The 26,996-nt window shown below is 65.2% G+C and carries 18 protein-coding genes; 11 read left to right on the top strand and 7 right to left on the bottom strand.

The window, feature by feature from the left end:
• Positions 1–8: 8 nt before the first annotated feature.
• Positions 9–5,030, bottom strand: a complete 5,022-nt coding sequence (locus QM615_RS20255; RefSeq protein WP_283347829.1) for a PDDEXK-like endonuclease domain-containing protein — start codon at positions 5,028–5,030, stop codon at positions 9–11.
• Positions 5,031–5,220: 190 nt separating this feature from the next.
• Between QM615_RS20255 and QM615_RS20250 the strand changes: the two genes are divergently transcribed.
• The 3 genes from QM615_RS20250 to QM615_RS20240 all read left to right on the top strand — a co-directional run bounded on the left by QM615_RS20250 (position 5,221) and on the right by QM615_RS20240 (position 12,373).
• Positions 5,221–5,823: a dihydrofolate reductase family protein gene (locus QM615_RS20250; protein WP_283347828.1), complete on the top strand. Its 603-nt coding sequence runs from the start codon at positions 5,221–5,223 to the stop codon at positions 5,821–5,823.
• Between the two features lie 14 nt (positions 5,824–5,837).
• Complete coding sequence (locus QM615_RS20245; protein ID WP_283347827.1) at positions 5,838–6,509, top strand: TetR/AcrR family transcriptional regulator; 672 nt, start codon at positions 5,838–5,840, stop codon at positions 6,507–6,509.
• 386 nt (positions 6,510–6,895) lie between these two features.
• Positions 6,896–12,373, top strand: a complete 5,478-nt coding sequence (locus QM615_RS20240; RefSeq protein ID WP_283347837.1) for an ATP-binding protein — start codon at positions 6,896–6,898, stop codon at positions 12,371–12,373.
• 112 nt (positions 12,374–12,485) lie between these two features.
• On the opposite strand, the gene QM615_RS20235 is transcribed toward QM615_RS20240, so the two are convergent.
• From QM615_RS20235 to QM615_RS20225, 3 genes are read right to left on the bottom strand one after another with little or no spacing between them, the layout of a single operon-like run.
• Positions 12,486–13,361 carry a pseudouridine synthase gene (locus tag QM615_RS20235; protein ID WP_283347826.1) on the bottom strand — a complete coding sequence of 292 codons (876 nt, stop codon included), beginning with the start codon at positions 13,359–13,361 and terminating at the stop codon, positions 12,486–12,488.
• A 4-nt stretch (positions 13,362–13,365) separates the two neighbouring features.
• Entirely contained in the window at positions 13,366–14,208 is an 843-nt protein-coding gene (trhO, locus tag QM615_RS20230; RefSeq protein ID WP_283347825.1) for an oxygen-dependent tRNA uridine(34) hydroxylase TrhO, read from the bottom strand.
• Positions 14,209–14,229: 21 nt separating this feature from the next.
• A complete protein-coding gene (locus QM615_RS20225; protein WP_283347824.1) occupies positions 14,230–15,879 on the bottom strand; it encodes an alkaline phosphatase D family protein in 1,650 nt (549 codons plus the stop codon).
• A 127-nt stretch (positions 15,880–16,006) separates the two neighbouring features.
• Between QM615_RS20225 and QM615_RS20220 the strand changes: the two genes are divergently transcribed.
• Both QM615_RS20220 and QM615_RS20215 read left to right on the top strand, forming a co-directional pair.
• Complete coding sequence (locus QM615_RS20220; RefSeq protein WP_283347823.1) at positions 16,007–17,479, top strand: cryptochrome/photolyase family protein; 1,473 nt, start codon at positions 16,007–16,009, stop codon at positions 17,477–17,479.
• Between the two features lie 574 nt (positions 17,480–18,053).
• Positions 18,054–19,472, top strand: a complete 1,419-nt coding sequence (locus QM615_RS20215) for an HNH endonuclease signature motif containing protein (RefSeq protein WP_283347822.1) — start codon at positions 18,054–18,056, stop codon at positions 19,470–19,472.
• Between the two features lie 160 nt (positions 19,473–19,632).
• On the opposite strand, the gene QM615_RS20210 is transcribed toward QM615_RS20215, so the two are convergent.
• Entirely contained in the window at positions 19,633–20,676 is a 1,044-nt protein-coding gene (locus tag QM615_RS20210) for an iron-siderophore ABC transporter substrate-binding protein (RefSeq protein WP_283347821.1), read from the bottom strand.
• Positions 20,677–20,776: 100 nt separating this feature from the next.
• Between QM615_RS20210 and QM615_RS20205 the strand changes: the two genes are divergently transcribed.
• Both QM615_RS20205 and QM615_RS20200 read left to right on the top strand, forming a co-directional pair.
• Positions 20,777–21,601 (top strand): SDR family NAD(P)-dependent oxidoreductase, encoded by an 825-nt coding sequence (locus QM615_RS20205; protein WP_121873565.1) that lies wholly within the window; start codon positions 20,777–20,779, stop codon positions 21,599–21,601.
• The gene (locus QM615_RS20200) at positions 21,598–22,092 is read left to right on the top strand and encodes an SRPBCC family protein (RefSeq protein WP_283347820.1); all 495 of its coding nucleotides are present in this window, start codon (positions 21,598–21,600) and stop codon (positions 22,090–22,092) included. The genes QM615_RS20205 and QM615_RS20200 overlap by 4 nt, the downstream gene beginning before the upstream one ends.
• Here QM615_RS20200 and QM615_RS20195 read toward each other — a convergent pair.
• Positions 22,083–22,598 carry a mycothiol transferase gene (locus QM615_RS20195; RefSeq protein WP_283347819.1) on the bottom strand — a complete coding sequence of 172 codons (516 nt, stop codon included), beginning with the start codon at positions 22,596–22,598 and terminating at the stop codon, positions 22,083–22,085. The two genes, QM615_RS20200 and QM615_RS20195, sit on opposite strands and share 10 nt — an antisense overlap.
• Positions 22,599–22,698: 100 nt before the next feature.
• On the opposite strand from QM615_RS20195, the gene QM615_RS20190 reads away from it, so the two are divergent.
• Positions 22,699–23,733 carry an NADPH:quinone reductase gene (locus tag QM615_RS20190; RefSeq protein WP_283347818.1) on the top strand — a complete coding sequence of 345 codons (1,035 nt, stop codon included), beginning with the start codon at positions 22,699–22,701 and terminating at the stop codon, positions 23,731–23,733.
• 1 nt (position 23,734) lies between these two features.
• On the opposite strand, the gene QM615_RS20185 is transcribed toward QM615_RS20190, so the two are convergent.
• Positions 23,735–24,208 carry a phosphoribosyltransferase gene (locus tag QM615_RS20185; RefSeq protein WP_283347817.1) on the bottom strand — a complete coding sequence of 158 codons (474 nt, stop codon included), beginning with the start codon at positions 24,206–24,208 and terminating at the stop codon, positions 23,735–23,737.
• Positions 24,209–24,292: 84 nt separating this feature from the next.
• Here QM615_RS20185 and QM615_RS20180 point away from each other — a divergent pair, with 84 nt between their 5' ends.
• The 3 genes from QM615_RS20180 to QM615_RS20170 all read left to right on the top strand — a co-directional run bounded on the left by QM615_RS20180 (position 24,293) and on the right by QM615_RS20170 (position 26,995).
• Positions 24,293–24,961 (top strand): class I SAM-dependent methyltransferase, encoded by a 669-nt coding sequence (locus tag QM615_RS20180; RefSeq protein WP_283347816.1) that lies wholly within the window; start codon positions 24,293–24,295, stop codon positions 24,959–24,961.
• Positions 24,962–24,970: 9 nt separating this feature from the next.
• Positions 24,971–25,333 (top strand): VanZ family protein, encoded by a 363-nt coding sequence (locus tag QM615_RS20175; RefSeq protein WP_283347815.1) that lies wholly within the window; start codon positions 24,971–24,973, stop codon positions 25,331–25,333.
• Positions 25,334–25,486: 153 nt separating this feature from the next.
• On the top strand, positions 25,487–26,995 hold the full coding sequence (locus QM615_RS20170; protein ID WP_188078858.1) for a stealth family protein: 1,509 nt from the start codon (positions 25,487–25,489) through the stop codon (positions 26,993–26,995).
• Position 26,996 lies beyond the last annotated feature (1 nt).

The raw sequence follows: 26,996 nt of genomic DNA, 5'->3' as shown, positions 1-26,996 counted from the left end.
AGCGAGAGCTACGGCCGACGGCGGGTGGTGTATCCGCGAAGTCCGTTGAGCGGCAACTCGTGTTCGGCGACGTCCTCGTCCCCGGGTGCAGCCTCGTCCTGTGCGACCGTCTCGTCGGCTTCCCCGATCCGGTCCGTGGCCGCTGCCGTGCTGTTCGTGGTTTCGCCGACCTCGGTGGCCGAGTCGCTGCTCGCCTCGGTGCCGAGCACCTGCGCGGACGCACCGCTCTCTGCGTCCTTGGTGGGGGTGGATCCGGTGGTCATCGCCGAGCCACTGGTCGGTCCCGAACCGTTGGTGATGCCCGACCCGTTCTCGACTGCGGCCCCGTTGGTGGTTCCGGAACCGTTGGTCGTCGTCGGTGCAGATCTTGCGTGGGCTCCTCCCCGAGCGTCCGATGCGGACGGCTCGTCGCTCGGTATGTCCATGCGCGGCATGGTCCACGGCGACAGCACCGACTCGTGGCGCGCGGGTGAGTCTGCGTGCGTGGACGTCTCGAAGACGCCGGAATCGTCGAACTGCGAGGGCTCGAGCGGTACCGGGGTCCAGGCCTCGTCCAAGCTCTCGAGGCCGTCCACGACAACGCTGTCGGGCTCGATTCCCAGACGGGCCAATGTGGCCCAGAGACTTTCCAGCGCCGCTTCGCGGTCCAGGTAGTACTCGGATTCACGCACCCGCCAGAATGTCCAACCGCAGCGCTTGAGCTCCTGCTCACGCTGCAGATCCGCCAACCGCTGAGCCGGTGTCGACAGGAACGTGTCGCCGTCGCACTCGACCGCGAGACGCGAGGAGTCGCCGGTGACGACCAGCGCGAGACGCCTGTTGTTCACCTCCACACCAGGATTGACGTGAAAACCTCGCTCGACGAGGTCGTTCCACAACTGCTGCTCGAGCAACGTCTCGAAGGGTGCCTGCCGGACCTCGCGAGAGACATCGACCGGCATCGGATCGGCCGGCGCGGGCGAGACGGAGGTGACGTAGCTCAGCAACGAGTTGCGCAGGTCCGCTCGCTTGAGACGGTCGACCGTGACCGAGTGGAAGAGCCACAGCTGATCCTGTGCCCGCGACGCTGCCACGTTGAACCGCCGCTTGTACTGATTGGCGGTGAGGCTGGCGAAATTCTGATCGGGTGCCACCACCATCGACAGGAACACGACGTTGCGTTCGTCGCCCTGGAAGTCCGGCGGCGTACCGACGAGAAGCCGACGCTGTTCCCACTGTTCGATGCCGATCCGTTCGATCAACTCGTTGCGAATCTCGTCGACCTGCGATTGACCTTGCAGCACAACCACTCCGAAGGTCAGGTTGTCGTACGCGGAGTCTTCGAGGCAATCGGCGATCTGCTCGGCGATCGCGATGGCCTCGGTACGGTTGACCAGTGAGGCATTCTTCCCGGTCACCGTCGCTCCGCGAACGTAACTGTGCCGCAACGGCGGTAGCCGATCCGCACCGAACTGTCGCACGGGAACCAGCGGGGAGTCTCCGTAGAACTGCTGACTCGACCAGTTGATGATCTCGGGCATCGAGCGGAAATGCTCACGCAACCGCACCACCTGACCGAACCTGGTGCGCAGCATCGAGAACAGACTCGACCTCGGGGTCAGCGTCGCCCGCACGTGCTCGGGTAGATCGGGCAGATAGACGTCCAACCGATCGAACACGTCGTCGAGCGTGCCGGCCTGCGGGACGTCCGCCGGTGCGCACTGCCTGTCGTCGCCCACCACGATCACGCGGGGCGCGAGGTACAGCAGGAAGAGACTGGTGATGTCGGCCTGACTCGCCTCGTCGACGATGACGACGTCGAAACTGCCCGGTACCGGCGGAATCGATGCCAGCACCTGGGAGAGTGGCATGACCCAGGCGGGCACCGCGCTCTGTGCCTCACGCATCGCCGATCGTGCTGCACTGCGGTAGGTTTCGGCGTACTTACCCGCCCCCGAACCGATGCTGGAGATGTGCTCGCGGTAGGTCTGCAGCGCACGCACCTCGACGGCAGTCATCCGTTCGAGACTGTTACGCCAGGCGCTGGCGGCCGCGAGACGTGTGGTGAGGTGAGCGATGTCGGTATCCGCAGCGGCCAGTTCCGCTTCCAATTGCTGCTCGAGCCCCCCGTGGTGCTGCTCACCGACCCACTCGCGTGCTCGACGCCACGCCCAGGCCTTGGACATCTGCCAGCTGAGCTCATCCCATTCGACATCGCCAGCAGTGTCCCGGACCAAGTCGAACAACGCGGGTGCGACCTCGGACAGCGCCGCCGACATCGATTGGAGCAGAAGCTGATCCTCCTGCTCGGAACACGCCTGCGAATACGCCGCAACGGCGGCAGCCAATTCCGACGGATCCGCAGTGCTCAACGCAATCACCAGATTCGAGCCCTCGGGCGACGGCCCTGCATCGATGCGAGTGGCGACCGCGAATTGCAGGGCGTCGAGCTCGGCACGTGCGGCATCGATGTCGATCCGCGTGGCGATGGCCTGAGCGGCCCCGGCGACTTCCTGAGCTTCGGTCAGGCTGCGAATCCAGGGTGCCGCAGGCGAAATGGTGTACAGCCGGTGCACCAGGGCGTCGCGGGCGGCGACTACTGCAGACACCAGACCCAGCCGGTCGGCAATCCGCGCCACGTTGTTGACGCGAATCGAGCGCGTGCCGTCGAGCGGAACGACGATCGCGAGGTCGGCCAGCAGCACCGCGGCGGTCTGCACGGTCTCGAGGGCGCGAATGTGTTCGGCCACCAGACGAGCGGCCATCGCCGTCGTCGCGGGTTGCCCGTCGACGGTGGCGACGATGTCGAGAGCCTCGACGGCCTTCTGCTCCTCGCTGCGACGGAACCGGGGCTTCCACTCGATACCCGACTCCAGCGCGCCGGCGAACGCATCCATTGCCGTCAGTGCCGCCGACGAGCTCGACGAGCACTGCACATCGTGCGCACCGACGTAGCGATCGGCCGCAGCCGCCGTCTCGACCATGGCGTCGATTCCGCTGACCCGAGACCACAGGTGGGCGGCCTCGCCGGACAGCACGGAATCGGTCAGTCGTGGGTAGGAGCCGTCGAGTTCGACGACCGCTCGCACTCGGGCGGCGAGCTCCTCGCACAGTTGCCTGATCTCCGACGACACCGCGGGTTCCACGCCGTCGAGCAACGCCACGAGCTCCGCCGCCTGGGGCGAGAGACTGTCGCTTCGTGCGCCCGCGCGCCGGCAGAGCGAGGTGAGTTCGGCCGAATTCGGCAGCATCGTCTCGGGACGGGGCAGCACCTGGCGCGAGCGAAGTTCGCGAGTGCCGTCGGAGCCGGCGATGAGCTTGCGAAGCTGATCGACCCGGGCACCGTCGAGTGGTGGTCGATCGGCGAGCAGTGGGCCCGGCAGCCACTCGTGGGCACCTTCGGCCGCTTTGACCTTGCGCACGATGGACGACACCGTGCCGTCGTATCCGTCGGAAACATACTCGTGCACAACGGTTTCGGACTCGCGAAGCGCGCTGACACGATCGAGCAACTCGGCCCGCCGGGCCAGAGCCGAGCCGCGCTGCGTCGTCAGCGCCTCGATCTTTCGCACCTCGCTGGCCTCGTCGAACGAGGTCTTGCGCTCGGCGATCTTCGCGACGCTACGGTTGAGCTCGTCCGAACCACCGCGCGAGAGGTCGGTGATGGACACGCAGAGCTCCTGCAGCTCCGGCGGGAGCTTGTCCCGCAGCACGCGCAAAGCCTGTGACTTTTCACTAGTGACCAGGACTCGTTGACCGCGCGCCAACAGCCCGGACATGAGGTTGGCGATCGTGTGGGTCTTGCCCGTTCCGGGCGGCCCCTCGACCACTACGCCGCTGTCACGTCCCAACCGTTCCATGATCTGCGACTGCTCGGCGTTGGCCGGCAGCGGAAACAGCGGATCCTGGGCCAGCGCGGCCGACTCCCCCGCCCCCGTGCGTTCGAGCCACGCCATTCGATCCGCGGGCTCGATGGCATCGACCAGTTGCGCGAGCCCCAACGGCACCGGCGAGTCGGCGAACTCGAGGTCGGCGATCATCTGCTCGTAGTACTCGACCAGCGCGAAGGAGTCTCTGACGCGGAGAACGAGGGCAGGTGAGACGGTCAGCGTGCGGTCGTCGTCGATGTACGCGAGAGCCCCGGGCGGCCCGACACGATCGAGAACCTCGATCTCCTGCCGTGGCACCCGCGCTGCCCAGTTCCTCAGGAACTGCTCGACACCGGCCCCGATGGGTGAGGTGACGGTCTCGTGCAGTTCTCGGGCCAGAGCGACCGAGCCGGAGGTGTCGAAATCGCCCGAACCGGTCAGCAGCCGGCCGTCCTCGAGCCGCGGGTTGGAGTTCGCGGCGAGGCGAACCAGCAGGTCACCGGTGCGCACGTCGCGTTCGATGCTGGCCGACTGCGTGATCAGGTGAGTGCGCACGCTGCGCTGCGGGTCGATGTTGCTCGACGTCAACAGTCCCGAGGCCACCACGAGTTCGATCGACTCGGGTCGCGACGCGAGCTCCTGCATCATCAGCTGCAGAGCCTGGTACAGAGCGGCCTGCGGACGCCGGTCGCGATCCTCCTGCGCCCAGTCCTTCCACGAGTGCGAGTACTCCTCGAAGGCCCGCTTGATCTCGTAGGCCTTGCGGATATCGAAGTCGGCATCGGACTCCTGCGCCTCCGCTCGACGGCGGGACGCCGGTGAGGATGCGTCGGCAAGCTCCAGTTCGCGATAGCGGCTGTCTGCAACGACCGCAGGGTCGAGCCAACCCGACAGCAGCGCCGGCGGCTCGGGCGGCTCGTCGACCGCGATGCGCGGCGCACGGAAGACCACCCCACCCTGCTCGGCCCGTGGGTCGAGCTGCGCGGGCACGTCCCCGGAGTGCACCCACTCGACCTGCACGTGGTCGTCGAAACGCAGCACCGGGTTCGACCGCGACTCGACGATCTCACGAAGAAAGCTCAGCAGGCGCCGAACCCTGCTCTTGAGCTCGTCGTCGTGTTCACGACCGGTAGCCGCTGCAGCCGTCACAGTTTCCCCACAAATACTCGAATGGTCGTCCATTTCAGGGACGGTGTTTGCACACCCGGGCCACACTAGCCGCTGAAAACCAGTTGTTCATCGCCTCCTGAGCACACAAAATACGTTCTAGTGCTGGGTCACAAAGACCGTCTTCGCCACGCTGGATTCTCCACAGCGGACCGACCCCGGCCGGCCCAGCGGGTACTCACCCGTCGACCTCGACAGGAGCCGAATGCGCAAGCTGGTCTACTACATCGCCGTCACCCTCGACGGATTCATCGCTGCACCGGATGGCAACTACGACTGTTTCGTGCCCGAAGGCGATCACCTCGATGCCATCGTGGCAGAGCTACCCGAGACGTTGCCGGTCCACGTGCGGGCCATGTTCGGCCTGGACGGTCCGCCCGCTCGATTCGACACCATCGTCATGGGCCGCGAGACGTTGCAACCGGCACTCGACGTCGGTATCGCCAGCCCCTATCCCCACCTGCGCCAGTACGTCCTCTCGCGCACACTCGCCCCGTCGAGCGACCCCACCCTCACCGTCGTGAACGAGGATCCGATCGCACTGGTCAGAGCCCTCAAGGCCGAGGATTCCGATCTCGACGTCTGGATCTGTGGCGGCGGGAACCTGGCCGGTCAACTGCTCCCCGAGATCGACGAGCTGTTCCTCAAGGTCAATCCCGTCGTACTCGGCAGGGGCATCGGCCTGTTCTCGTCCGGCATCGGTCCCGATCCGTTCCCTGCGCAGCGGTTCGAGCACCTCGAATCACGCCAATTCGACAGCGGGGTGAGATTCACCCGGTTCATCCGCCCGGATGCTCGCGAGCGATGACGTATAAAGACTGAATGCCTGCCGCGCCGGAGCCAGACCACGAGCTGCCGAATCGGGAACTGCCCACCACCCCGCGCGGGCTGCGGACCCGATCCTCGCTCGTGGCGGCTGCGCGTCGAGTCTTCGAGGACAGCGGCTACCTCGACTCCCGACTGATCGACATCACCCGCGCCGCTCGATGCTCCGCCGGCACCTTCTACACCTATTTCAGCAGCAAGGAAGAGATCCTCGCCGCAGTGCTCGAGCAGGCCAGGGACGACATGCTGCATCCCGGGACCGAACGCGTGAACCCGCACGACGATCCGGTTGCCGTGATCGCCGCGAGCAACCGTGCGTACTTCGAGGCCTACCGACGCAATGCAAAGCTGATGGCACTGCTCGAGCAGGTCTCGAACATCGATCCCGAGTTCCGACGCCTCCGCCGTGAACGCGCCGATGCCTTCGTCAGGCGCAACGCCCGCAGCATCGAGAGCCTGCAGAGCCGCGGTCTGGCCGACGCGGAACTCGATCCCCTGCTCGCCTCCCGCGCCCTGTCCTCGATGATCAGCCGACTCGCGTTCAATCACTTCGTCGTCGACGCCGCAGACGGCCATCCACCGGTGGACTCCGAGGACCTGCTCGCGACGGCGACCAGACTGTGGGTCAACGCGCTGCGATTACCGCGCGTGAGCGAGGGCGACAGGTGAGGGAGACCGCACCCGACGGGAACCGGGGCAACTCGAGCCGATCGGCTCGAGTTGTACCCGCCGGTAATGTACCCGCCGGTAGCCACGAATGTCGCCGAAAGACGAATTGCGCGTCGCGCCAACGCTACTCGCGAGTACGTTGACAAGGTGAACAAAGCTCGGTTGCAAGTTCGCAACCAAAGTGATTGCCACAGAATATGATTCACATGTTGGTGATCAATCACACTCACGCCGAACGCCGTTGGCGATGCACAGGGCATCGTTACCGTTAGAATGAGCCGATCGGAGTGCCGAATGACGAACAAGAAACTGACATGGCCGGCACCAATCCACGTTCCATCGAGTGCACCGAGGCGGTGCGCCCACACCGAGCGAAGAGAGATACGTTGTTCAAGCGGATTGCAGTAGTCAACCGAGGCGAGGCAGCAGTACGGCTGATCCGAGCCGTCCGAGAGCTCAACGCCGAACACGATTACGGCATCCGCACCGTAGCGCTGCACACCGAGGCGGAGAAGCGGGCCATGTTCGTCCGCCAGGCCGACGAAGCGGTCACGCTGCGCAAGCCCGCGACCGGATCGGCCTACCTCGACTACGGCGTCCTCGAAGCCGCACTGGTCGAGTCCGGTGCCGATGCGGTGTGGGTCGGCTGGGGCTTCGTCGCCGAGGACCCGACGTTCGCAGATCTCGTCGCCCGCCTGAACATCACCTTCATCGGCCCATCGGCCGACGCGATGCGTCTGCTCGGCGACAAGGTCGAAGCCAAGATCCTCGCCGAGAAGGTCGGCGTCCCCGTCGCACCGTGGTCCGGTGGCCCCGTCGAGACCCGCGCCGACGCCCGCCGTCACGCAGCGGCGATCGGGTACCCGCTGATCATCAAGGCCCGCTCCGGCGGCGGTGGCCGCGGTATCCGCAAGGTCTTCCACGAGGACGAACTCGAACTCTCCCTCGAACGCACCCAGGGTGAGGCCGAGCGCTCGTTCGGCGACCCCGTCGTCTTCCTCGAACGGCTCGTCACCGACGCCCGCCACGTCGAGGTTCAGGTGATCGCCGACAGCCACGGCAACGTCTGGGCACCGGGCGTGCGCGACTGCTCCATCCAGCGCCGCAACCAGAAGGTCATCGAGGAATCCAGCTCGCCGCTGCTCACCAAGGAGCAGGCCGACCAGCTCCGGACCGCCTCGGCCGAGCTCGTCAAGGCCGCCGGCTACCAGGGCGCGGGCACCGTCGAGTACCTGTACCAGCCCGAGCAGAAGATCTTCACCTTCCTCGAGGTCAACACCCGCCTCCAGGTCGAGCACCCCATCACCGAGTACACCACCGGCATCGACCTGGTGAAGCTGCAGATCCTCGTCGCCGACGGCCAGGCACTGCCCGGTGAATGCCCCACAGAGTTCGGCCACGCCGTCGAAGCTCGCCTCAACGCCCAGGATGCCGACAACGGCTTTGCGCCGGCTCCCGGCACCGTCGAGCTGCTCAAGTTCCCCCTCGGCACCGGCATCCGCGTCGACACCGGCATCGCGCAGGGCGACGTGATTCCACCCGACTACGACTCGATGGTCGCCAAGGTGATCGCCTGGGGCCGCGACCGCAGCGAGGCTCTGGCGAGATTGCGCAACGCGTTGCGGGAGACCACCGTCGTCATCGACGGCGGCACCACCACCAAGTCGTTCCTGCTGAGCCTGCTCGACCGCGAGGAAGTCATCTCCGCCTCCGCCGACACCGGCTGGCTCGACCGCACCGAAGCCGGCTCACAGGTGGGCCCGACGGCCGTTGCCGACATCGCCATCGTCGCCGCAGCCATCGACGCCTACGACGCCGAGGAAGGCCGCGAGCGCACCGCGTTCCTCAACTCCGCCCGCGGCGGCCGTCCGCGCGCCACCCATGCCATCGGCCGCACCGTCGAGCTGAACTACCAGGGCCAGGCCTACAAGCTCGAGGTCGGCCAGACCGGTACACACCGCTACATCATCGACGGTGACGGCATCGGTGATCTCCAGGTCGATCTCGAACGTCTCGGTACGTACGAGAGCCGTCTGGTCATCGGTGACCGTCGCTACCAGGTGGTCACCGTCGCCGGAGCCGCGCACTTCCTCGTCGAGGTCGACGGCATCAGCCACCAGATCTCCCAGGACGAGGCCGGGTTGGTCCGCGCACCGGCCCCCGCCGTCGTCGTGGCCGTGCCCGTTGCCGTCGGCGACGACGTCGAAGCGGGACAGACCCTCGTCGTCCTCGAATCGATGAAGATGGAAACCGCCGTCCGGTCCCCCTACGCGGGCACCGTGCGTGAGGTTCTGGCCTCGGTCAACGGACAGGTCGACGCCGGAGCGGCACTGCTGCGCGTCGATCAGGCCGGTGAGCAGAAGGTCTCCGAGCAGGCACCGCGCGTGCAGTTCCGCGGCATCGACGACGCCGCGCAGCGTTCGCCGCAGCGCCGGGCACTGGACCGACTCGACGAACTCGCCGCCCTCATCACCGGCTTCGACGTCAGCGGAGCCCGCGCCCGAAACTTGTTGTCCACCTACGAGACCCTGCGTGCCGATGTACCGCGCAACGATGCAGGACTGGTCTCCGCCGAGCTGGATCTGCTGGGCACGTTCGCCGACATCTGCGAGCTCTCCCGCAACCGCCCGACGATGGACGAGGAGAGCAACGACGAACGCGTCCACTCCCCTCGCGAGCACTTCCACTCGTTCCTGCACTCGCTCGACGCAGACGTTCAGGGGCTCCCGGAGTCGTTCCGCGGCAAGCTCACTCGCGCGCTCGCGCATTACGACGCCGCCCTCGACGAGGGCCGAACCCCCGAACTCGAAGAGGCCGTCTACCGCGTCTTCCTGGCACTGCAGCGCATGGAGAACCAGGTCCCGGTCATTGCGGCCCTGCTCGGCCACTGGCTCAGCGACTGCTCGGCGCAGCCCGAAGCCACCCCGGCCATGGCCGAGGTACTCGAGCGACTCATCGGTGCCACCCAGGCCCGCTACCCCGTCATCGGCGACGTCGCCCGCAACCTGCGCTTCCGGCTGTTCGACGAGCCACAGATCCGCAGTGCACGCGAGAAGATCTACGACGGCGTCCGCGGCAGCCTGCAGTACCTCGCCGAGAACCCCGACGCAGCCGACTACTCCGCCCGCATCGCAGCCCTCGTCGCTACCCCGGAACCGTTGATCGAACTGCTGGCACAACGGATCACCGATCCCGGCGCTCTGCTTGAAGTGATCACCCGCCAGTACTACGAGATTCGCACCCTCGAAGACGTCAAAGCCTTCGACCGCGACGGCAAGCACTTCGTCACCGGCAACTTCGAGCTCTCGGGCGAACGGCTGCATCTGGTATCGACGGCAACCGATTTCGCCTCGCTCGCAGCAACTCTCGATTCGGTCGACGACATCGCCGGACCGGCTCCGGAGAACCTGGCCGTGGACCTCTACCTGTCCTGGCCGGACGCTCCGACCGACGGCGACGAGCTCTCGGCCCAGCTTCAGGCCGTGCTGGCCGCGCACCCCGGCACCGGCCGCTGGCGCCGCGTGACGGTGACAGCGTTCGGGTCCGCTGCCCGAAAGATGACGTACCGTCGCACCACGGTCGAAGGATCCGAGCCTCTCGCCGAGGACACGATCATTCGGGACATGCACCCGCTGACCGGTCAGCGACTGGACCTGTGGCGACTGAAGAACTTCGACGGTGTTCGGTTGCCCGCGAGTGCCGGAACGTACCTGTTCCACCTGACGTCGAAGGCCAACCCCTCCGACGAGCGGCTCGTCGCACTCGCCGAGATCCGCGGCGTCACAACACAGTTGGACGACGCCGGCAACATCATCGCCGTACCCGAGCTCGAACGAACCGTCGCAGCCTGCCTCGACGGCATCCGCCGCGCTCAGGCCGGACGCGGCAAGAAGCGACTCGACGCCAACCGCGTCGTGCTCTACGTCTGGCCGGTACTCAACGTCCCCGCCGACCGCATCGCCACCATCGCCCGGCACATCGCGCCGCTGACGATCGGTGCCGGCCTCGAGGAGATCACCCTCATCGCCCGTCTCGCCGAAACACCCGGCGCGACACCACGCGAGGTCGCGTTGCGCCTGTCGTACCGATCAGGCGCAGGCATCGTCGCCAAGGTGACCCCGCCGCCGACCGAACCGATGCGCCCCCTCGACGAATACACCCAGAAGGTGCAGCGGTCTCAGGCCCGCGGCACCGTGTACCCGTACGAGCTCATTCCGTTGCTCAGCAGCAACGGCGGCACGTTCACCGAGTACGACTTCGACGCCGACGGCGTGCTCGCACCGGTCGATCGTCCCTACGGCCGCAACACCGCAGGCGTCATCGTCGGCGTCGCGACCACACCCACCGCCAAGTACCCCGAGGGCATCACCCGCGTCGCACTGTTCGGCGACCCGACCAAGGCACTGGGCACCGTCGCCGAGGCCGAGTGCTCGCGGATCGTCGCGGCCATCGACCTCGCCGAGCAACTCGGCGCACCTGTCGAATGGTTCGCGTTGTCTTCCGGTGCAACGATTTCCATGGAATCGGGCACCGAGAACATGGACTGGGTCTCCCGCGGACTGCGTCGCATCATCACCTTCACCCAGGCCGGCGGTGAGATCAACATCGTGGTCGCAGGCATCAACGTCGGCGCGCAGCCGTACTGGAACGCCGAAGCCACCATGCTCACCCACACCAAGGGCATCCTGGTGATGACCCCCGACAGTGCGATGGTGCTCACCGGAAAGCAGTCCCTGGACTACTCCGGCGGCGTCTCGGCCGAGGACAACTTCGGCATCGGCGGCTACGACCGCGTCATGGGCCCCAACGGACAGGCGCAGTACTGGGCACCGAACCTACGGGCCGCGTGCGACATCCTGTTCGCGCACTACGACCACGCGTATGCCGCACCAGGAGAACGCTTCCCGCGCCGCGCGGCCACCGCAGACCCGACCGAACGCGACGTGCGCACCTACCCGCACGTGCACCCGTCGAGCGACTTCACCACCGTCGGCGACATCTTCTCCTCGGTCACCAACCCGGACCGTAAGAAGCCGTTCGACATTCGTACCGTGATGCGCGCCGTGGTGGACCAGGACCACTCGGTACTCGAACGTTGGGCCGACATGGCCGACGCCGACACCTCGGTGGTGTTCGACGCCCACCTCGCCGGAATCCCGGTGTCCGTCATCGGCATCGAATCGCGGGCCATCCCCCGCAAGGGCTGGTTCCCGTCCGACGGCCCCGATCAGTGGACATCGGGCACCCTGTTCCCGAACTCGTCGAAGAAGACCGCACGCGCCATCAACGCCGCCAGCGGAAGCCGGCCGATCGTGGTGCTGGCCAACCTCTCCGGCTTCGACGGATCACCGGAATCGCTGCGCAACATCCAACTCGAATACGGAGCCGAGATCGGCCGCGCCATCGTCAACTTCGACGGACCGGTCGTGTTCTGTGTCGTCTCGCGCTACCACGGCGGCGCGTTCGTGGTGTTCTCCGGAGCGCTCAACGACAACATGGAAGTCCTCGCCGTCGAGGGCTCCTTCGCCTCCGTGCTCGGCGGTGCCCCGGCAGCAGCCGTGGTGTTCACCCGCGACGTCAACGCCCGCACCGCAGCCGACTCCGAGGTCAAGGACCTCGAAGCCAGGTTGAACACCGCAGACGACGACGCCACCCGCTCGGCCCTGCGCGTCGAACTCGCCACCGTCCGAGCGAACGCCCGCAACGCCAAACTCGGTGAAGTGGCAGCCGAATTCGAGGCCATCCACAACATCCAGCGAGCGCAGAACGTCGGATCGGTGCACCACATCGTCCCCGCAGCCGAACTACGACCGCAGCTGGTCGCCGCCATCGAACGCGGAATGGCGCGATCGCTGGCGAAGTAGGGTAGGGGTTCTCGCAAACGCGCGCGCGTTTGCTGGATGCTCGCGGAATGGTTACCTGTTCCGCGAGCGTCTGGCGAATGCGCGCGCGTTTGTCGGTGGGGGGTCCGGGCCGTCAGAGCTCGAGGGTTCGGGCACTGACGAAGCGCCTGGGTTTACCGGTGAGTGGGTCCGTAAAATTCAGAGCCCGGGCGAGAAGCTGCAACGGCCGGGCGAAGTCGTCTGCCGGGACCGATGTGTACACCGGATAGTACGGGTCGTTCACGATGGGAATTCCCAACGACGACAGATGGATTCGCAGCTGATGAGTCTTGCCCGTCTTGGGGAAGAGTCGATATCGGGCGGCTGTGCCGAACGCATCGACCAGTTCGATCGTAGTCTCACTGTTCGGCTCCCCCGGCTCCTCGTATGCCGTCATGACCCCGTGCTCTTTGAGGATTCGACTGCGCACGACGCGGGGAAACTCCAGCGACGCATCGAATCCCGCAACGGCCTCGTATTCCTTGGTGACGTTTCGGGAAGAGAAGAGTTCCTGATACGGCCGTCGGGCATTCTTGGTCTTGGTGAAGAGCAACACCCCGGCGGTGGCGCGATCGAGTCGGTGCGCGGGCGTCAGGTCCGGACAGTCGTACTGCCTGCGCAGCCGCACAGTCGCGGTTTCGGTGACGTGTCGGCCACGCGGGATGGTGGCGAGGAAGTGCGGCTTGTCGACCACCAGCAGATTCTCATCCTCGTGCAGGATGCCGATCTCGAACGGAACCGGAACCTCCTGTGCGGGAACGCGATAGAAGTACACCTGGCTGCCGGCGCGGTACCGCGTCGCGTCGGAGATGGGCCTGCTCTTCTCGTCGACCACTTCGGCGTCGCCCATGGCCCGTCGCCAGTCGTCTTCGGGCATCTCACGTTCGAGATACTCCACGATGGTGGTGGCCGAATCACCGTGCGGCAACAGCAGTCTCAGTGGAGCGAGACCGTCCCGGAAGGGCAGCATGTCTCTACGCGCAGTCGAGACAGATCAACCGCAGACCACGGCCGGCGTCGCCGTCGAAATCCTGGTAGCGGGACGTCGGGTTGCCGCAGGCACTGCAGCGACCGATCACGGCGGTGTGATCGGAGAAGTTCTGCGCCATCCGCTTGTCGAAGACGAACAGCGAGCCCTCCCAGAGCGCGTCGTCGCCGAAAGTCTCTGCGTACCGAACAATTCCGCCGTCCAGTTGGTAGACCTCCTCGAACCCGCGCGCGACCATCAACGACGAGAGCACCTCGCACCGCACTCCCCCGGTGCAGTACGTGACAACCGGGGACTGCTTCAGATGGTCGTAGGCACCGGAATCGAGTTGGGAGACGAAGTCTCTGGTGGTCTCGACGTCGGGCACCACTGCGTTCTTGAACTTGCCGATCTGCGCCTCGAAGGCGTTGCGGCCGTCGAAGAAGACGACGTCGTCGCCGCGGGAATCGACGAGCTCGTGCACCTGCTGCGGGCTCAGGTGAGTACCGCCGCCGACCACTCCGTCGGCGTCGACCTTCAGTTCCCCGGGGGCTCCGAATGTGACGATCTCGTCTCGGACGCGAACGGACAACCGCGGGAAGTCGTCGCCGAGTCCATCGGACCACTTGACGTCGGCCGCCTTGAACGCCGGATAGCTGCGAGTGCCGCGGACGTACCGTTTGACGTCGTCGACATCACCGCCCACCGTCGCGTTGATGCCGTGTTCGGAGATCAGGATGCGTCCGGTCAGGTTGTTGGACGCGGCCAGCGTCTGCTGCCACAACCGGATCGCCTCGGGATCGGGTAGCGGAGTGAACACGTAGAACAGGACGATTTTCGGTACAGCCACGCCGACCAGTATGGCGCGTTGTCAGGCAGGCGGTGCCGCCGCCCGGACGCGCTGAGTGCCCGAGTCGACGGTGAAGCCCGCTCCCCAGTACACGCCGGTCTGCGGATCCTCCTTGGCGGTGAGGAACCAGTGGTCCATCCGAGCCGCCGTCCTGGTGACCTCGAAGACGCCGAACCCGTGGCTGTCGAGGTCCACGAACTTCACGTGCTGGTTGAGCGCCTTGAACGCCTCCTCGGCGACTCGGCCCAGCGTGTGCGGCGGAGTACGCGTCAGGTCGTCGATGTTGGCCGAGCTCACCGAGGTGACGACCAGCTCGGTGGCAGCGGGCTCCGTAGTTGCGTAATGCGCCGCGTCGAGGGGTACCTCGCAGGCCCACGCCGAGTGGATGTCGCCGGTGATGAAGACGGTGTTGTCGACGCCTGCGTCCACGATGGCACCGAGGAGCTTCCGGCGGTCGGCGGTGTAGCCGTCCCACGGATCGGCGTTGTACGGCAGACCGCCCTCTGGAATGCCGAGCAGCGAGGTGACGGCCCTGGCTGCGTCGCGATCGAGCGGCGGGATGAGAGTGGGTGTGATCATCACCGGGTTGCCGACGATCTTCCACTGCGTCGGCGACGAGACGATGCCGTCGGTGAGCCACTGCATCTGCTCCGCGCCGGTGATGGTCCGGTTGGGAGAATCGACCTCGGGCCCGTTGAACGGCAACACCTGCTGCGAGCGGTACGTGCGTAGGTCCAGCATCGAGAGTTCGAGGAGGTTGCCGAACCGCAGCCGACGGTAGAGGTGACGGTTGGTCGCCGTGCCTGCCGCGCACACCGGCATCCACTCGTAGTACGCCTGCTCCGAATTCGCCTTGCGCGTGGACCAGTCGCCCTCGGTGCCCGGGGTGTGATTCTGCGCGCCGGTGTCATAGGCATCGTTGGCGGATTCGTGGTCGTCCCACGTGCAGATCCACGGCACGCCGATGTGCGCGGCCTGCAGATCGGGATCGGACTTGTACTGGCCGTGGCGCTGCCGGTAGTCGGCGAGCGTGACGATCTCGTGGGTGGGCGAATGCTGCCGGATCACCCCGTCGCGGCCAGGGAACCCGCCCGTCTCGTACTCGTAGATGTAGTCACCGAGATGGACGATGGCGTCGAGGTCTCCCCGGGCGGCAAGATGCCGGTACGCACCGAAGTAACCCGACTCCCAGTTGGAGCACGAGACGACACCGAAGCGCATCGCGTCGACGTCGGCATCGTTGCGCGGTGCGGTGTGTGTGGTCCCGACGGCCGACGTCGCGTCGCTCGTCCGGAAATCGTAGAAGTACGTGGTGTCTGCAGCCAGGCCGTCGACGTCGACCTTGACGGTGTGGTCGGTGTCGGGGCCGGTTGCGACGGTTCCGGAGGAGACCACGTCGCCCATGTCTGCACTGCGGGAAATCCGCCACGTCACCGATACCTGCGGGCCGACGCCGGAGCCCGGGGTGGCGTCGGGCGTGGGGGTGATGCGGGTCCAGAGGACGATCGCGTCGGGCAACGGATCTCCCGATGCGACTCCGTGCAGGAAGCCCTGATCGCTGCCCTGCGCGTGTGCGATTGCCGGCAGCGTCGTGGCGACTCCGGCCACCGCGACGGCCACCGACGACGAGCGAAGAAACGTCCTTCTGGAAAGCGCAGAATCAGCGTGCATCGGGTCAGTCCATGCGATGGATCGTCGGTGGTCAAGTAAGGCGCACCTGGGTCGGCCACAGTGTTCACCGGACGGCCATGTGCCGGATGCTGGTTTGCCAGACTGGCGGCGGGAGAACACTGGGTGCATGGACGCTCTGTGGTTGTTCGGTGATCAGCTCGGTCCGCACTTTCACTCGGTTGACGAGCATGCCGACCGGGATGTGCTGATGATCGAGTCCCGGCGCGTGTTCCGGCGTCGGAGATACCACCGGCAGAAGCTGCATCTCGTGTTGTCGGGGATGCGTCATCTGGCCGACGAGCTGGGCGATCGCGTCACCTACCTGCAGACCGAGACGTACCGGGAAGGGTTGGCCGAGTACGGCAAGCCCGTAGTGGTTTTCGAGCCCACCTCACATGCGGCCGAGAAGTTCGTAGCCGCCTTGCACGAGGAGGGACTGGTCTCGGAGATTCTTCCGACGCCGATGTTCGCTCTCCCGCGCGCCGAGTTCGCGGAGTGGGCAGCCGAACGCGGCACCTTTCGGATGGAGACGTTCTACCGGGAGCAGCGCAAGAAGTTCGGGGTGTTGATGGACGGTTCCGAACCGGTTTCCGGAAAGTGGAACCTCGACGCCGAGAATCAGTCGCCGCCGCCGAAGGGACGCCTGACCCTGGGTGTCGAAGAACCGTGGTGGCCGACCGAGGATGACATCGACGATCAGGTGCGCGCCGACCTCGACTCGTGGGACCTCGACACCGTCGGAGTCGACGGACCTCGCGTGTTTGCGGTGACTGCTTCTGAGGCGTCGGAAGCCTTGGCGCACTTCGTGAACTATCGCTTGGACGACTTCGGCAAGTACGAGGACGCGGTGATGGCCGACGACTGGACGATGTCTCACTCGCTGCTGTCGGTGCCGCTGAACCTCGGCCTGCTGCAGCCGCTGGACGTGGCGCACGCCGCCGAGGACGCCCACCGCGACGGCACCCCGCTGGCGAGCGTGGAGGGTTTCGTTCGCCAGATCCTCGGCTGGCGCGAATACGTGTGGCACCTGTATTGGCATCTGGGGCCCGAGTATCTCGAACACAACAAGCTCGAAGCCCATGAGCCACTGCCGGATTGGCTGCTCGAGTTGGACGGCGACGCTGTGGTTTCGAAATGCCTGTCCAGCACGGTGGACGGCGTGCGCGAGCGCGGCTGGGTGCACCATATCCCCCGACTGATGATCCTGGGAAACTTTGCGCTGCAACATGCCTGGGATCCGCGGGCGTTGACCGACTGGTTCGCAACGGCTTTCGTCGACGGGTTCGCCTGGGTGATGCCGGTGAACGTGATCGGCATGAGTCAACACGCGGACGGCGGCGTGATCGCCACCAAGCCCTACGCCTCGGGCGGGGCGTACCTGAACCGCATGACCGACTACTGCAAGCCGTGCGAATTCAACCCGAAGAAGCGACTGGGCGACGACGCATGCCCGTTCACTGCCGGTTACTGGGCATTCGTGCACCGGCATCGAGAGATGTTGGCACTCAATCACCGTACGGCGAGACAGGTGTCGTCGATGAACCGATTGAGCGACCTCGAGCAAGTGTTGGAACAGGAACGGCAACGCGAGGTGTACTGACGCGTTGAGTTCTCGAACCCGGGAGCCTCCACTCGCGAGGAGACCAGGCAGCAGTGAGAGCAGCATTGCCCTGTCCGGAGTCGTGGGTGCTGACGGCGCGCCGGCCGAAATGCTGCCGTGAGGGCCGACCGTGATCCAAGGAAACTGCCTCACCCGCCAGTGAACCCAGTCCACCTGATTCATAGGAAGTCCCCGAATAGCTAAGTATGGCAGCAGAATTAGCTAATCATCGGTGCGTCGGTTCGACGTCGCCGCCGACTGCAATACCGAGCTGACCCTTGTGAGCATCGCGCTCCGCACCGAATCGTCACCGCGAAACCACATTGCCGCAGAATTGGATGTCTCACCCCGACCCGGCACTTGGGCAACGTTCAGGGTCGATGGGTCAGTCCACATGCATCGATGTTCGAGCGTACTTCTCGCCGACGAATGGCGGTCTTGTGCGATCGTCGGAGAAATCGCGTATCCACCACGCGCCACCGACAGGTTACGATTCACGAATCCTTATGCACGGCAACAGTTTCAGATTCGACTATCATTGCGAATCGAACACTCGTTCGATACACTTGCTCCCATGACGACGGAGATCTGGCAACTGAGCGAGAGCGAACTCCTCGCCGACGCCGCCGCCGTCTCCCACCAAATCCAGCTGCTCGAAGCCCGACGTATCGCTCTCGTCGCCGAAATCGACACCCGCGTCTCGCGGGAGAAGCTCGGTTTCCCCGGACCCGCCGGCTGGCTGACCTCCACCACCCTGCTTTCACCGTCCACAGCAAACAAGATCGTCGCCCTCGCCCGCGGCATGGCTGCATTTCCCGACATCGCCGACGCCGTAAACACAGGCGTCATGTCCGTCGATCACGCCGCGTTGATCCTGACCTTCGCCGAAACACCCCCGGAGAACCTGCCGGAAGAGGGTCGCGATGTCGCGCGTAAAGCTCTGATAGCCGCCGCCACCGGGCCCGAAGCGCGCACCGGCCGGATTCGTGCAGCGATCACCAGACTCGAAGACAGCTTCGGCAAGAAGAAACCACCCGCCGAGGACACCGACCGCAACGAATTCTTCGCATCCAAAACGTTGAACGGGCGGCTGGTGTTGAAAGGTGATTTCGATGCGATCACCGGAGAGAAGCTGCTCACCGCACTCTCCCCGTTGACCGAACCCCGCCCCGCCGCCGACGGCACCCAAGACGACCGCAGTCCCGCCAAGCGCAGAGCCGACGCCTTCGGACACATCCTCGACCAATACCTCGCCTCCAGTAACCGCCCCATCGAAGGCGGTGAACGCCCGCACCTGAACCTGCACATCCGGCTGCAGGACCTCACCGACCTCCAGAGCCGCGGCGACGAAGACGACATCACCGACGACGAAAACTCGCGCGCAGCAACAGAATCCGACACCGACCGAGCAGATCCGGTCGACATCAATACCGGCGTACCAATTCACCCCGACACGGCAGAGTCGGACACCGGAACCGCCCACACTGACAGTGACACCGGCGGTGACCGCCGTGCAGCGGATCCTGGCGCGTATCACGACTTGTTCGGCGACGGCACTTCGGTCGGGTGGCTGCCGTGGATGGGACCGCTCTCCCGCAACACTTCCCGCCAGTTGGCCTGCGACTGCGTCCTCACTGCCATCGTGATGGACGAGCACGGCAACCCGTTGAACCTCGCCCGCACCGCACGCACCGTCACCGCCAAACAACGCAAAGCCCTCACCGCCCGCGATCACGGCTGCGCATTCCCCGGCTGCGGAAAACCCGCCGCTTGGACCGAAGGACACCACATCTGGCACTGGGGCGACGGCGGCCCCACCGACATGAACAACCTGGTCCTGCTCTGCGGATTCCACCACCGCCTCATGCACCACAGCGACTGGGAGGTGTTCATCGGCACCGACAACCACCCCTGGTTCGTACCACCAGCCACCGTCGACCCCTACCGACAACCCAGACCATCCCACGCCCGAGCAGGCCCCCACATCGCATAAGCCCCAAGAAAAGCTCCAGCCCCGCACCGAGAACACGGTGCGGGGCTGGAAGAGATTACCGGGCAGCTACTTCGGTCGAATCAAGGATCCGTCACCGCGGTCGTGCCACATCACCTCGAGCAGGTGTTGCAACAGGAACGACAGCGCGAGGTGTTTTGACCTAGTTCGCGTCCACCTTCGCGACCGCCTCGTCGATCATCGGCACGTATCGCTCGAGTGCCCACGGCACCGTCAGCGGATTGATGATGGACGACCCGGTGACGAACGACTGATCCGTCGGCGCAACGACCGAACCGCGGGACACAGCCGGAATCTGCTGGTAAGCAGGCTGATTCTCGGTGTCGGTGCGGTTCTGCGGATCGGAGTAGAAGGTGAAGATCAAGTCCGAGTCGTTCAGCAGATTCGCGTTCTCCAATCCGATGACCGCCGAGTCGGTGCCCTCGGTCTCGTCGAAGGTGTTCACCACCGGATCGACCTGCAAGCCGAGTGCGCGGACCATCGCGACGCGTTGCTCGTCGGCGAGGAAAACCCCGAGCGTCCCCGGCCCGGTGTTGTAGGTGTACGAAAAGCTCACTCCGGCATATTCGGGATGATCGGTGGTGGCGTCGGCGAAGCGGGCCTTGATCTTCTCGATCTCCTCCGCAGCCTTCCGCTCCTCACCCATGGCCTTGCCGATGACGGTGATCTGGTCTTCCCAGGTGATCGTCCAAGGCTGCTCCTCGTAGGCGACCACCGGAGCGAAGGCGCTCATCTTGTCGAATTGATCCTGCGTCACTCCCGACCACGGAGCCAGGATCAGATCAGGTTCGAGGGCTGCAACGGATTCGATATTGAGTTCGGTTCCACCGGTGAATTGTTCGGGAAGTTCGGCACCCAACTCGGTGACTGCGTCGTGAACCCACGGCAGATATCCCGATTCGTCGGCACCCCACGAGTACTCCTCGACGCCGACCGGGACGGTACCCAATGCGATCGCGGTCTCGGCCGACCCCTGACCGAGAGTCACGATGCGCTCGGGCTTCTCGGTGATGACGGCCTGCCCCAGAGCCGAATCGATGGTCACGGCCGCAAAATCGCTGGACTGCTCGGGCTCGGCAGTGTCGGCAGACGAGCACGCGCCGACCACCAGGGCCGACACAGCGAGGACGGACAGCAGGGACGCGCGGCGAGTGAAACGCCGACCGACCGGTGGGGCAGAGAACATGGTTACCTCTCGACGACTGACGGGCTTTAAGTAAGTCAAGGCTAACCTACAAGAGCGGTTCGAATGCACTGCACAGCGGGCGTTCGCTACGGTGGGAGCCATGAGCCTTCCTCGCCCCGCCCCTGATCGGACAGCCGTCGTGACCGGAGCGTCATCGGGAATCGGAGCCGCGATCGCCCGCGTGCTCGCATCCCGCGGCCACGGCGTCACCCTCGTCGCCCGGCGTGCCGACAAGCTCGAAGACTTGGCACAGGAGATCCGCGCACGGGGAGTCCGAGCCGAAGTGCTCGCCGCAGACCTGTCCGACCGCACTGCTCGCGCCGAGCTACTCGGCCGCATCACCGAACTCGGCCTGATCCCGGACATCCTGATCAACAACGCCGGGCTCTCCACCCTCGGACCGGTCGCAGAATCCGACCCGGACGCCGAGATGCACATGATCGAGGTCGACGTGGTCGCCGTCGCGGACCTGTGCACCCGATTTCTCCCCGGCATGATCGAACGACGACGCGGCGCACTGCTCAACGTGGCCTCGACCGCTGCTTTTCAGCCTCTGCCCGGTCAGGCAGGATACGGCGCGTGCAAGGCGTTCGTGCTCTCCTACACCCAGTCCCTGACCGGCGAGCTGAAGGGAACCGGCGTGACCGCAACTGCACTGTGCCCCGGACCGGTGCAGACCGGGTTCGGCGAGGCCGCCGGCTTCGCGAAAGACGATGCAGAGAAAGCACTTCCGTCGATCATGTGGGTCTCGGCCGAGACGGTGGCCAGAACTGCCGTCGACGACATGACCAAGGGACGCATGGTGTCGATCCCCGGGCCCGCCAATCGAATCGGATCGATCTTCGCGCAGATCACCCCGCGCACACTGTTGGTCCCGATGCTCACTCGTGTTCATCCCGGCCTGAAGAAGGGTGCGTCGTCGTGAAGCGCGAACTCACCGTTTGCGACAGCATCGTCGTCGATGCCGACGCCGACACTCTCTACGCTGCGATCAGTGACCCCACGAAAATGGGTCAGTGGAGCCCAGAGAACACCGGTGCCACCGTGCACGAACCCCGCGAAACCGCCTATGTGGGAATGGTATTCGACGGCACCAACAAACGCGGCCCAGCTACGTGGGTCACCCGCTGCACAGTGACTGCTGCCGACCCGGGCAAGACCTTCGAGTTCCGAGTCCACGCCATCGGCAAGAGCGCTCCGAAGATCAAGGGCGCGAATGCAACCTGGCGATACGACTTCGAACCGGTCGAGGGCGGCACGAAAGTCACCGAAACCTGGACCGACGACCGCACGAAGTGGCCCGACGCGCTGGCGCTGGTCTTCGACAAGATCGTCACCAGCGGTAAGACGTTCCCGCAGTTCCAGCGTCGCAACATCCGTAAGACTCTGGAGAACCTGCAGAAGCGTTACGCCTGAGCGCTTCTGGAGTACATACCGAGCACGTACGACGCCTGCCCCGCGTGCTGGAGGTCGTCGGACAAGACCGAGACCAGCCTGGTGCCCAGGGTGACCGGCGGGTTCCAGTTCTCGTCGACGATCCGGTCCAGATCGTCGACCCCGATACTGCCCAGGTACGCAATGGTTTTCGAGTGCACAGCGTCGTAGTACTCGCGTAGTAGCTCGGCACTCGAGGCGACCTCGGCGACGTCGGACGAGGAGTGGCCGTACCCGATGTCGGACTTCTCGAACGGGAGGCCGAAACGCTCGAACCACGAGTCCGACGTCCAGACCTGTTCGCTCCCGGCCACACCCGCGATGTGGTCGTCCTGCACCCGAGTCAGGTGCCACACCAACCACGCGATGCTGTTGGCATCGGCGTCCGGTCGATAGGTCAACGCAGCCGCGGGGATGTCGTCCAGGACCGAATGCACGAGTTCCTTGATTCGGTCGAACGCGTCGGTGAGCAGGTCGTTGTGATTCATGAAAGATCCATCTCTTCTGTGACAGCACTGATGACCACTCATGCATACCCCGATGGGAGCGCAGGGAACATCGGGGCGGGCCGAGCGCGTTGGACCTGACATGACTGCTCCAGCAATTGTGTACACCCGCACCGGCGATTCGTCCGTCCTCGAGCTGAAGGATCGTGAGGTGACCGAGCCCGCCGCAGGCGAGGTGCGTGTTCGCATCGTGGTCTCCGGCGTCAATCCGACGGATTGGAAGAACCGAACCGGTTCCGGACCAGGTGAGAAGCTGGCATTCGACGAGGTGGTGCCAAACCAGGACGGTGCCGGAGTGATCGACGCCGTCGGCCCCGAGGTCGACGGCGTGGCCGTGGGAGATCGAGTGTGGATCTACCTGGCCCAGCATCAGCGTCCGACCGGAACAGCGCAGTCCTTTGCAATTCTGCCCGCCTCCCGGGTGGTTCCTCTGCCCGACGGCGTCGGCTTCGACGTGGGCGCGAGCCTCGGCGTGCCCGCGATGACGGCACACCGCGCGCTGACCGTCTCCGAGGACGGACCCACGCGGCTGCACCCGGGTGCACTGGACGGCAAGTCGGTGCTCGTCGCCGGTGGTGCCGGTGCCGTCGGCCATGCCGCGATCCAGTTGGCCCGATGGGCGGGGGCGACGGTTGTGACGACGGTCAGCGGGCCGGAGAAGGGCGCACTGGCGACCGCCGCGGGCGCGCATCATGTGGTCGACTACAAGGCCGGTGACGCCGCCGCCGAGATCCGCGAACTGGTTCCTGCCGGAATCGATCTCGTCGTCGAGGTTGCTCCCGCACAGAACGCAGCGCTGAACGCTGCCGTGGGGGCGAACCGAGCATCAGTTGCCGTCTACGCCAACAACGGTGGCGACACTGTGACGTTCGACGTCCGACCGAACATGGTGTTGAACACCCGCTACCAGTTCGTGCTGCTCTACACCGTGGGCGACGAGGCTCTGCGTAACGCCGAAGAAGACGTCAGCGCGGCTGCAGCAGCAGGCGTTCTCGAAGTGGGCGAAGCCACGGGCCTACCGCTGCACCGCTACTCGTTGAGCGAGACCGCTGCAGCACACGACGCCGTGGAGAACGGTGCCGTCGGCAAGGTGCTGATCGACGTCTCCAGCGAATAATTCAGGTGATGACCGGCAACGTGGACCATGGGAAATTGATCCACTTGTCGGTCTCTCGCCACGAGTAGTCCGGCTGCACAATGGTTCTCGGCTTGGTGTAGATCACGGCCGAACGCACGTCGACGGTGTGCGCCGTCAACAGGTCGATGACCAGAGCCAGGGTGCGGCCGGAATCGGCGACGTCGTCGACGACGAGCAGCTTCTTGCCGACGATGGCGTCGGTGTCCAGAAGTGGTTCCAGGACAACAGGATCGGGCAGAGTCTCTTCGATGTCGGAGTAGAACTCGACATTGAGGGTACCGGCAGCCTTGACGCCCATCGCGTAGGAAATCGCACCCGCAGGAATGAGTCCGCCGCGAGCGATCGCGATCACGATGTCCGGGACGAAGCCGTCGTCCACGATCTTCTTCGTCAGGTCGCGCGAGGCGTCCCCGAACGTCGCCCACGTCAGTACTTCGCGTTCCTGTTCGGTCATGGAGCATCACTCTACCCAGCACCGAATTTTGCCGAAATAGCAACGATGTTTGCGTGAAGGCCCGGCAGCGGGCAGTCTCGAACCATGGCCGACCACACACATACTCACACTCATTCCGCCGACGGGGCCCACGTGGAACCGGATTTCGAGAACGGTGCCTTCGACGAGGCATTCTGGGACGACCTCTACAACCAGCGCACCACCATCTGGAGCGGCAATCCCAATGCCGTGTTGGTACAGGAAGCGTCCGAGCTGACTCCGGGTCGCGCACTGGACATCGGCTGCGGTGAAGGTGCGGACTCCCTGTGGCTGGCCGGCGAAGGCTGGAACGTGACCGGCGTCGACATTTCCGATGTCGCCCTCGGCCGGGCTCGCGCGGCGCAGCAGGCGCTGGAGCCGCAGACACTCGAGGTGGAATGGCGTCAGGAAGACGTTCTGGACTGGACTCCCCCGGCCGCGGCGTTCGATCTGGTGTCGGTGCACTTCCTGCAGGTGCCGCCGGACGAGCTCGCACTGACCACTCGCAGGTTCGCGGCTGCTGTCGCACCGAAGGGACGTCTTCTGATCGTCGGGCACAGTCCGAGCGACAGCCACGCCTCGCAGCACCCGGCCAAGAACCGGCTGTTCGCTCCGGAACCGGTGGTCACCGCGGCGGGCAATGGGTTCGAGCAGATCCATGCCGAACACCGCACCCGTACGACGCCCGACGGCGACGAGCGAATCGACACGGTGGTGGTACTGCAGCGCCGGTAAACTCAGGCGGTGTTCTCGCAGTCGACGTATCGAATTCCCCTGGCTGTCACCTTCGTGGTGGCGCTGATCGTGCTGTTCACCCCTGCGTCCGGGGTGCCGTCGGGATTTCAGCACAGCGACAAGATCATTCACTTCCTGTTGTTCGCGGTACTCGCGTACACCTCTCGCCTGGCCGGAATCGGCTGGGCCGGCACCGCAGTGTGGGTACTGGCATTCGCGGCGATATCGGAGGTCCTGCAAGCGAATCTGCCGCTGGGACGCTCCGGATCGGTCGCCGACGCTCTCGCCGATGCCGCCGGAGTTGCTGTGGGCCTGGTCGCGGCGAGCCGGGTACTACCGCGGCCCGTCGGAAATGCCGCGGACCTGCACTAGACTGTGTCTGCACCGGGTTTCCCCGGCCTGCGCGCACACTCCGGAAGGAACGCCATCACCTCGTCCTCTGCCCCGCACGATATCTACCTCGTTCCACCGGAGCACGAGACCAATGATGCCGTCACCCGAGAATCCGCAGCGTCCGCAGCACGCCTGAGCGAACGATCCGACGTGGTCAGCCACGACGGCCGCTACGCACTGACGATCACCTCCACCACCCCGCACCAGGCGATGGTCGAGGACCTGCTGTTCGTTCGCGCCGTGCTCGACGCCGCCCGCATCAAGTACCTGCTCGTCCGCGGCAACGACGAACGACCGGTCATCGCCATCGAACTGGCTGCCCGGGACGCGCTGACCACCGCATTGGTACACGCCTGCCGCGCCGAGCCGTTCTACTCCAAGACCGTCGACGCCCGCGGGAAAGCCGTGCTGGTTGCCGACGGCACACTCTCGCCGTCCGCGAACGCCCGGATCGTGCGGCTGTACCGTCCGCGAGTCGAACCGTTCAGCGGGTTGTACTACGGCGCATCGACGGCAGTGCAGATCGAACTGTGGTCGTTCTCGCCGTCCGAGATCGTGCTTCCGATCGAGAATTCGCTGACCCGTCGCAACATTCGGCCCGACGAAGCCGTCCGCGGAACGGTCGAACGCTTCGGCAGAACGTGGCCGACCATCGAGAACATGTTCGCCGACCACGCGTCGGACATCAATTTCGACATCGACATCGTGTTCTCCTGGGTCGACGGCTCCTCGGCAGAATTCCAGGCCCAGCGCGCGCGGCGGATGGCTAACTACGTCGTCGGTGAGGGTGATGACTCAGCAGCCCGCTACCGGCAGATCGACGAACTGAAGTATGCGCTGCGGTCGATTCACATGTACGCACCGTGGATCAGGCGCATCTTCGTGGCCACCGACTCGGCGAGGCCGGCGTGGCTGGCTGACCATCCCAAGGTGACGTTCGTGCCGAGCGAGGCCTTCTTCGTCGACACATCCGTTCTGCCGACCCACAATTCGCAGGCCGTCGAAAGCCAACTGCACCACATTCCCGGATTGTCCGAGCACTTCCTGTATTCGAACGACGACATGTTCTTCGGTCGACCGGTCAGTCCGTCCATGTTCTTCTCCCCCGGTGGAATCAGCATGTTCATCGAGGCGACGACCCGAATCGGGTTGGGGTACAGCGACGCCGACCGCAGCGGTTTCGAGAACGCGGCGCGGGTGAACCGTCGAATCCTGCAGAACCGATTCGGAATGACCACAACCCGGCATCTCGAACACGCAGCAACACCGCTGCGGCGCAGCGTGATGCAGGAGATGGAGAACGAATTCCCGGACGAGTTCGCCTCCACCGCGGCGAGCGCGTTCCGGGCGAGTACCAACATCTCGGTGACCAACTCGCTGTACCACTACTACGCGCTGATGAGCGGTCGCGCCGTGGTCCAGAAGGACGCCAAGGTCCGGTACATCGACACCACCACCGTGGCTGGTCTCGACCTGATGGAGAAGCTGCTCCCCAAGCGATCGGTGGACTTCTTCTGCCTCAACGACGGCAGCTTCCCCGAGGTCGACCTGGACCTGCGCACCCGAACGGTGACACAGTTCCTGGACAAGTACTTCCCCATCGTCGCGCCCTGGGAACGCGCGAGGACCGACGAACGCTGAT

Source organism: Rhodococcus sp. IEGM 1341, from assembly GCF_030056895.1.
Lineage (GTDB): Bacteria > Actinomycetota > Actinomycetes > Mycobacteriales > Mycobacteriaceae > Rhodococcoides.
This window is presented reverse-complemented; position numbering and strand designations above follow the sequence as displayed.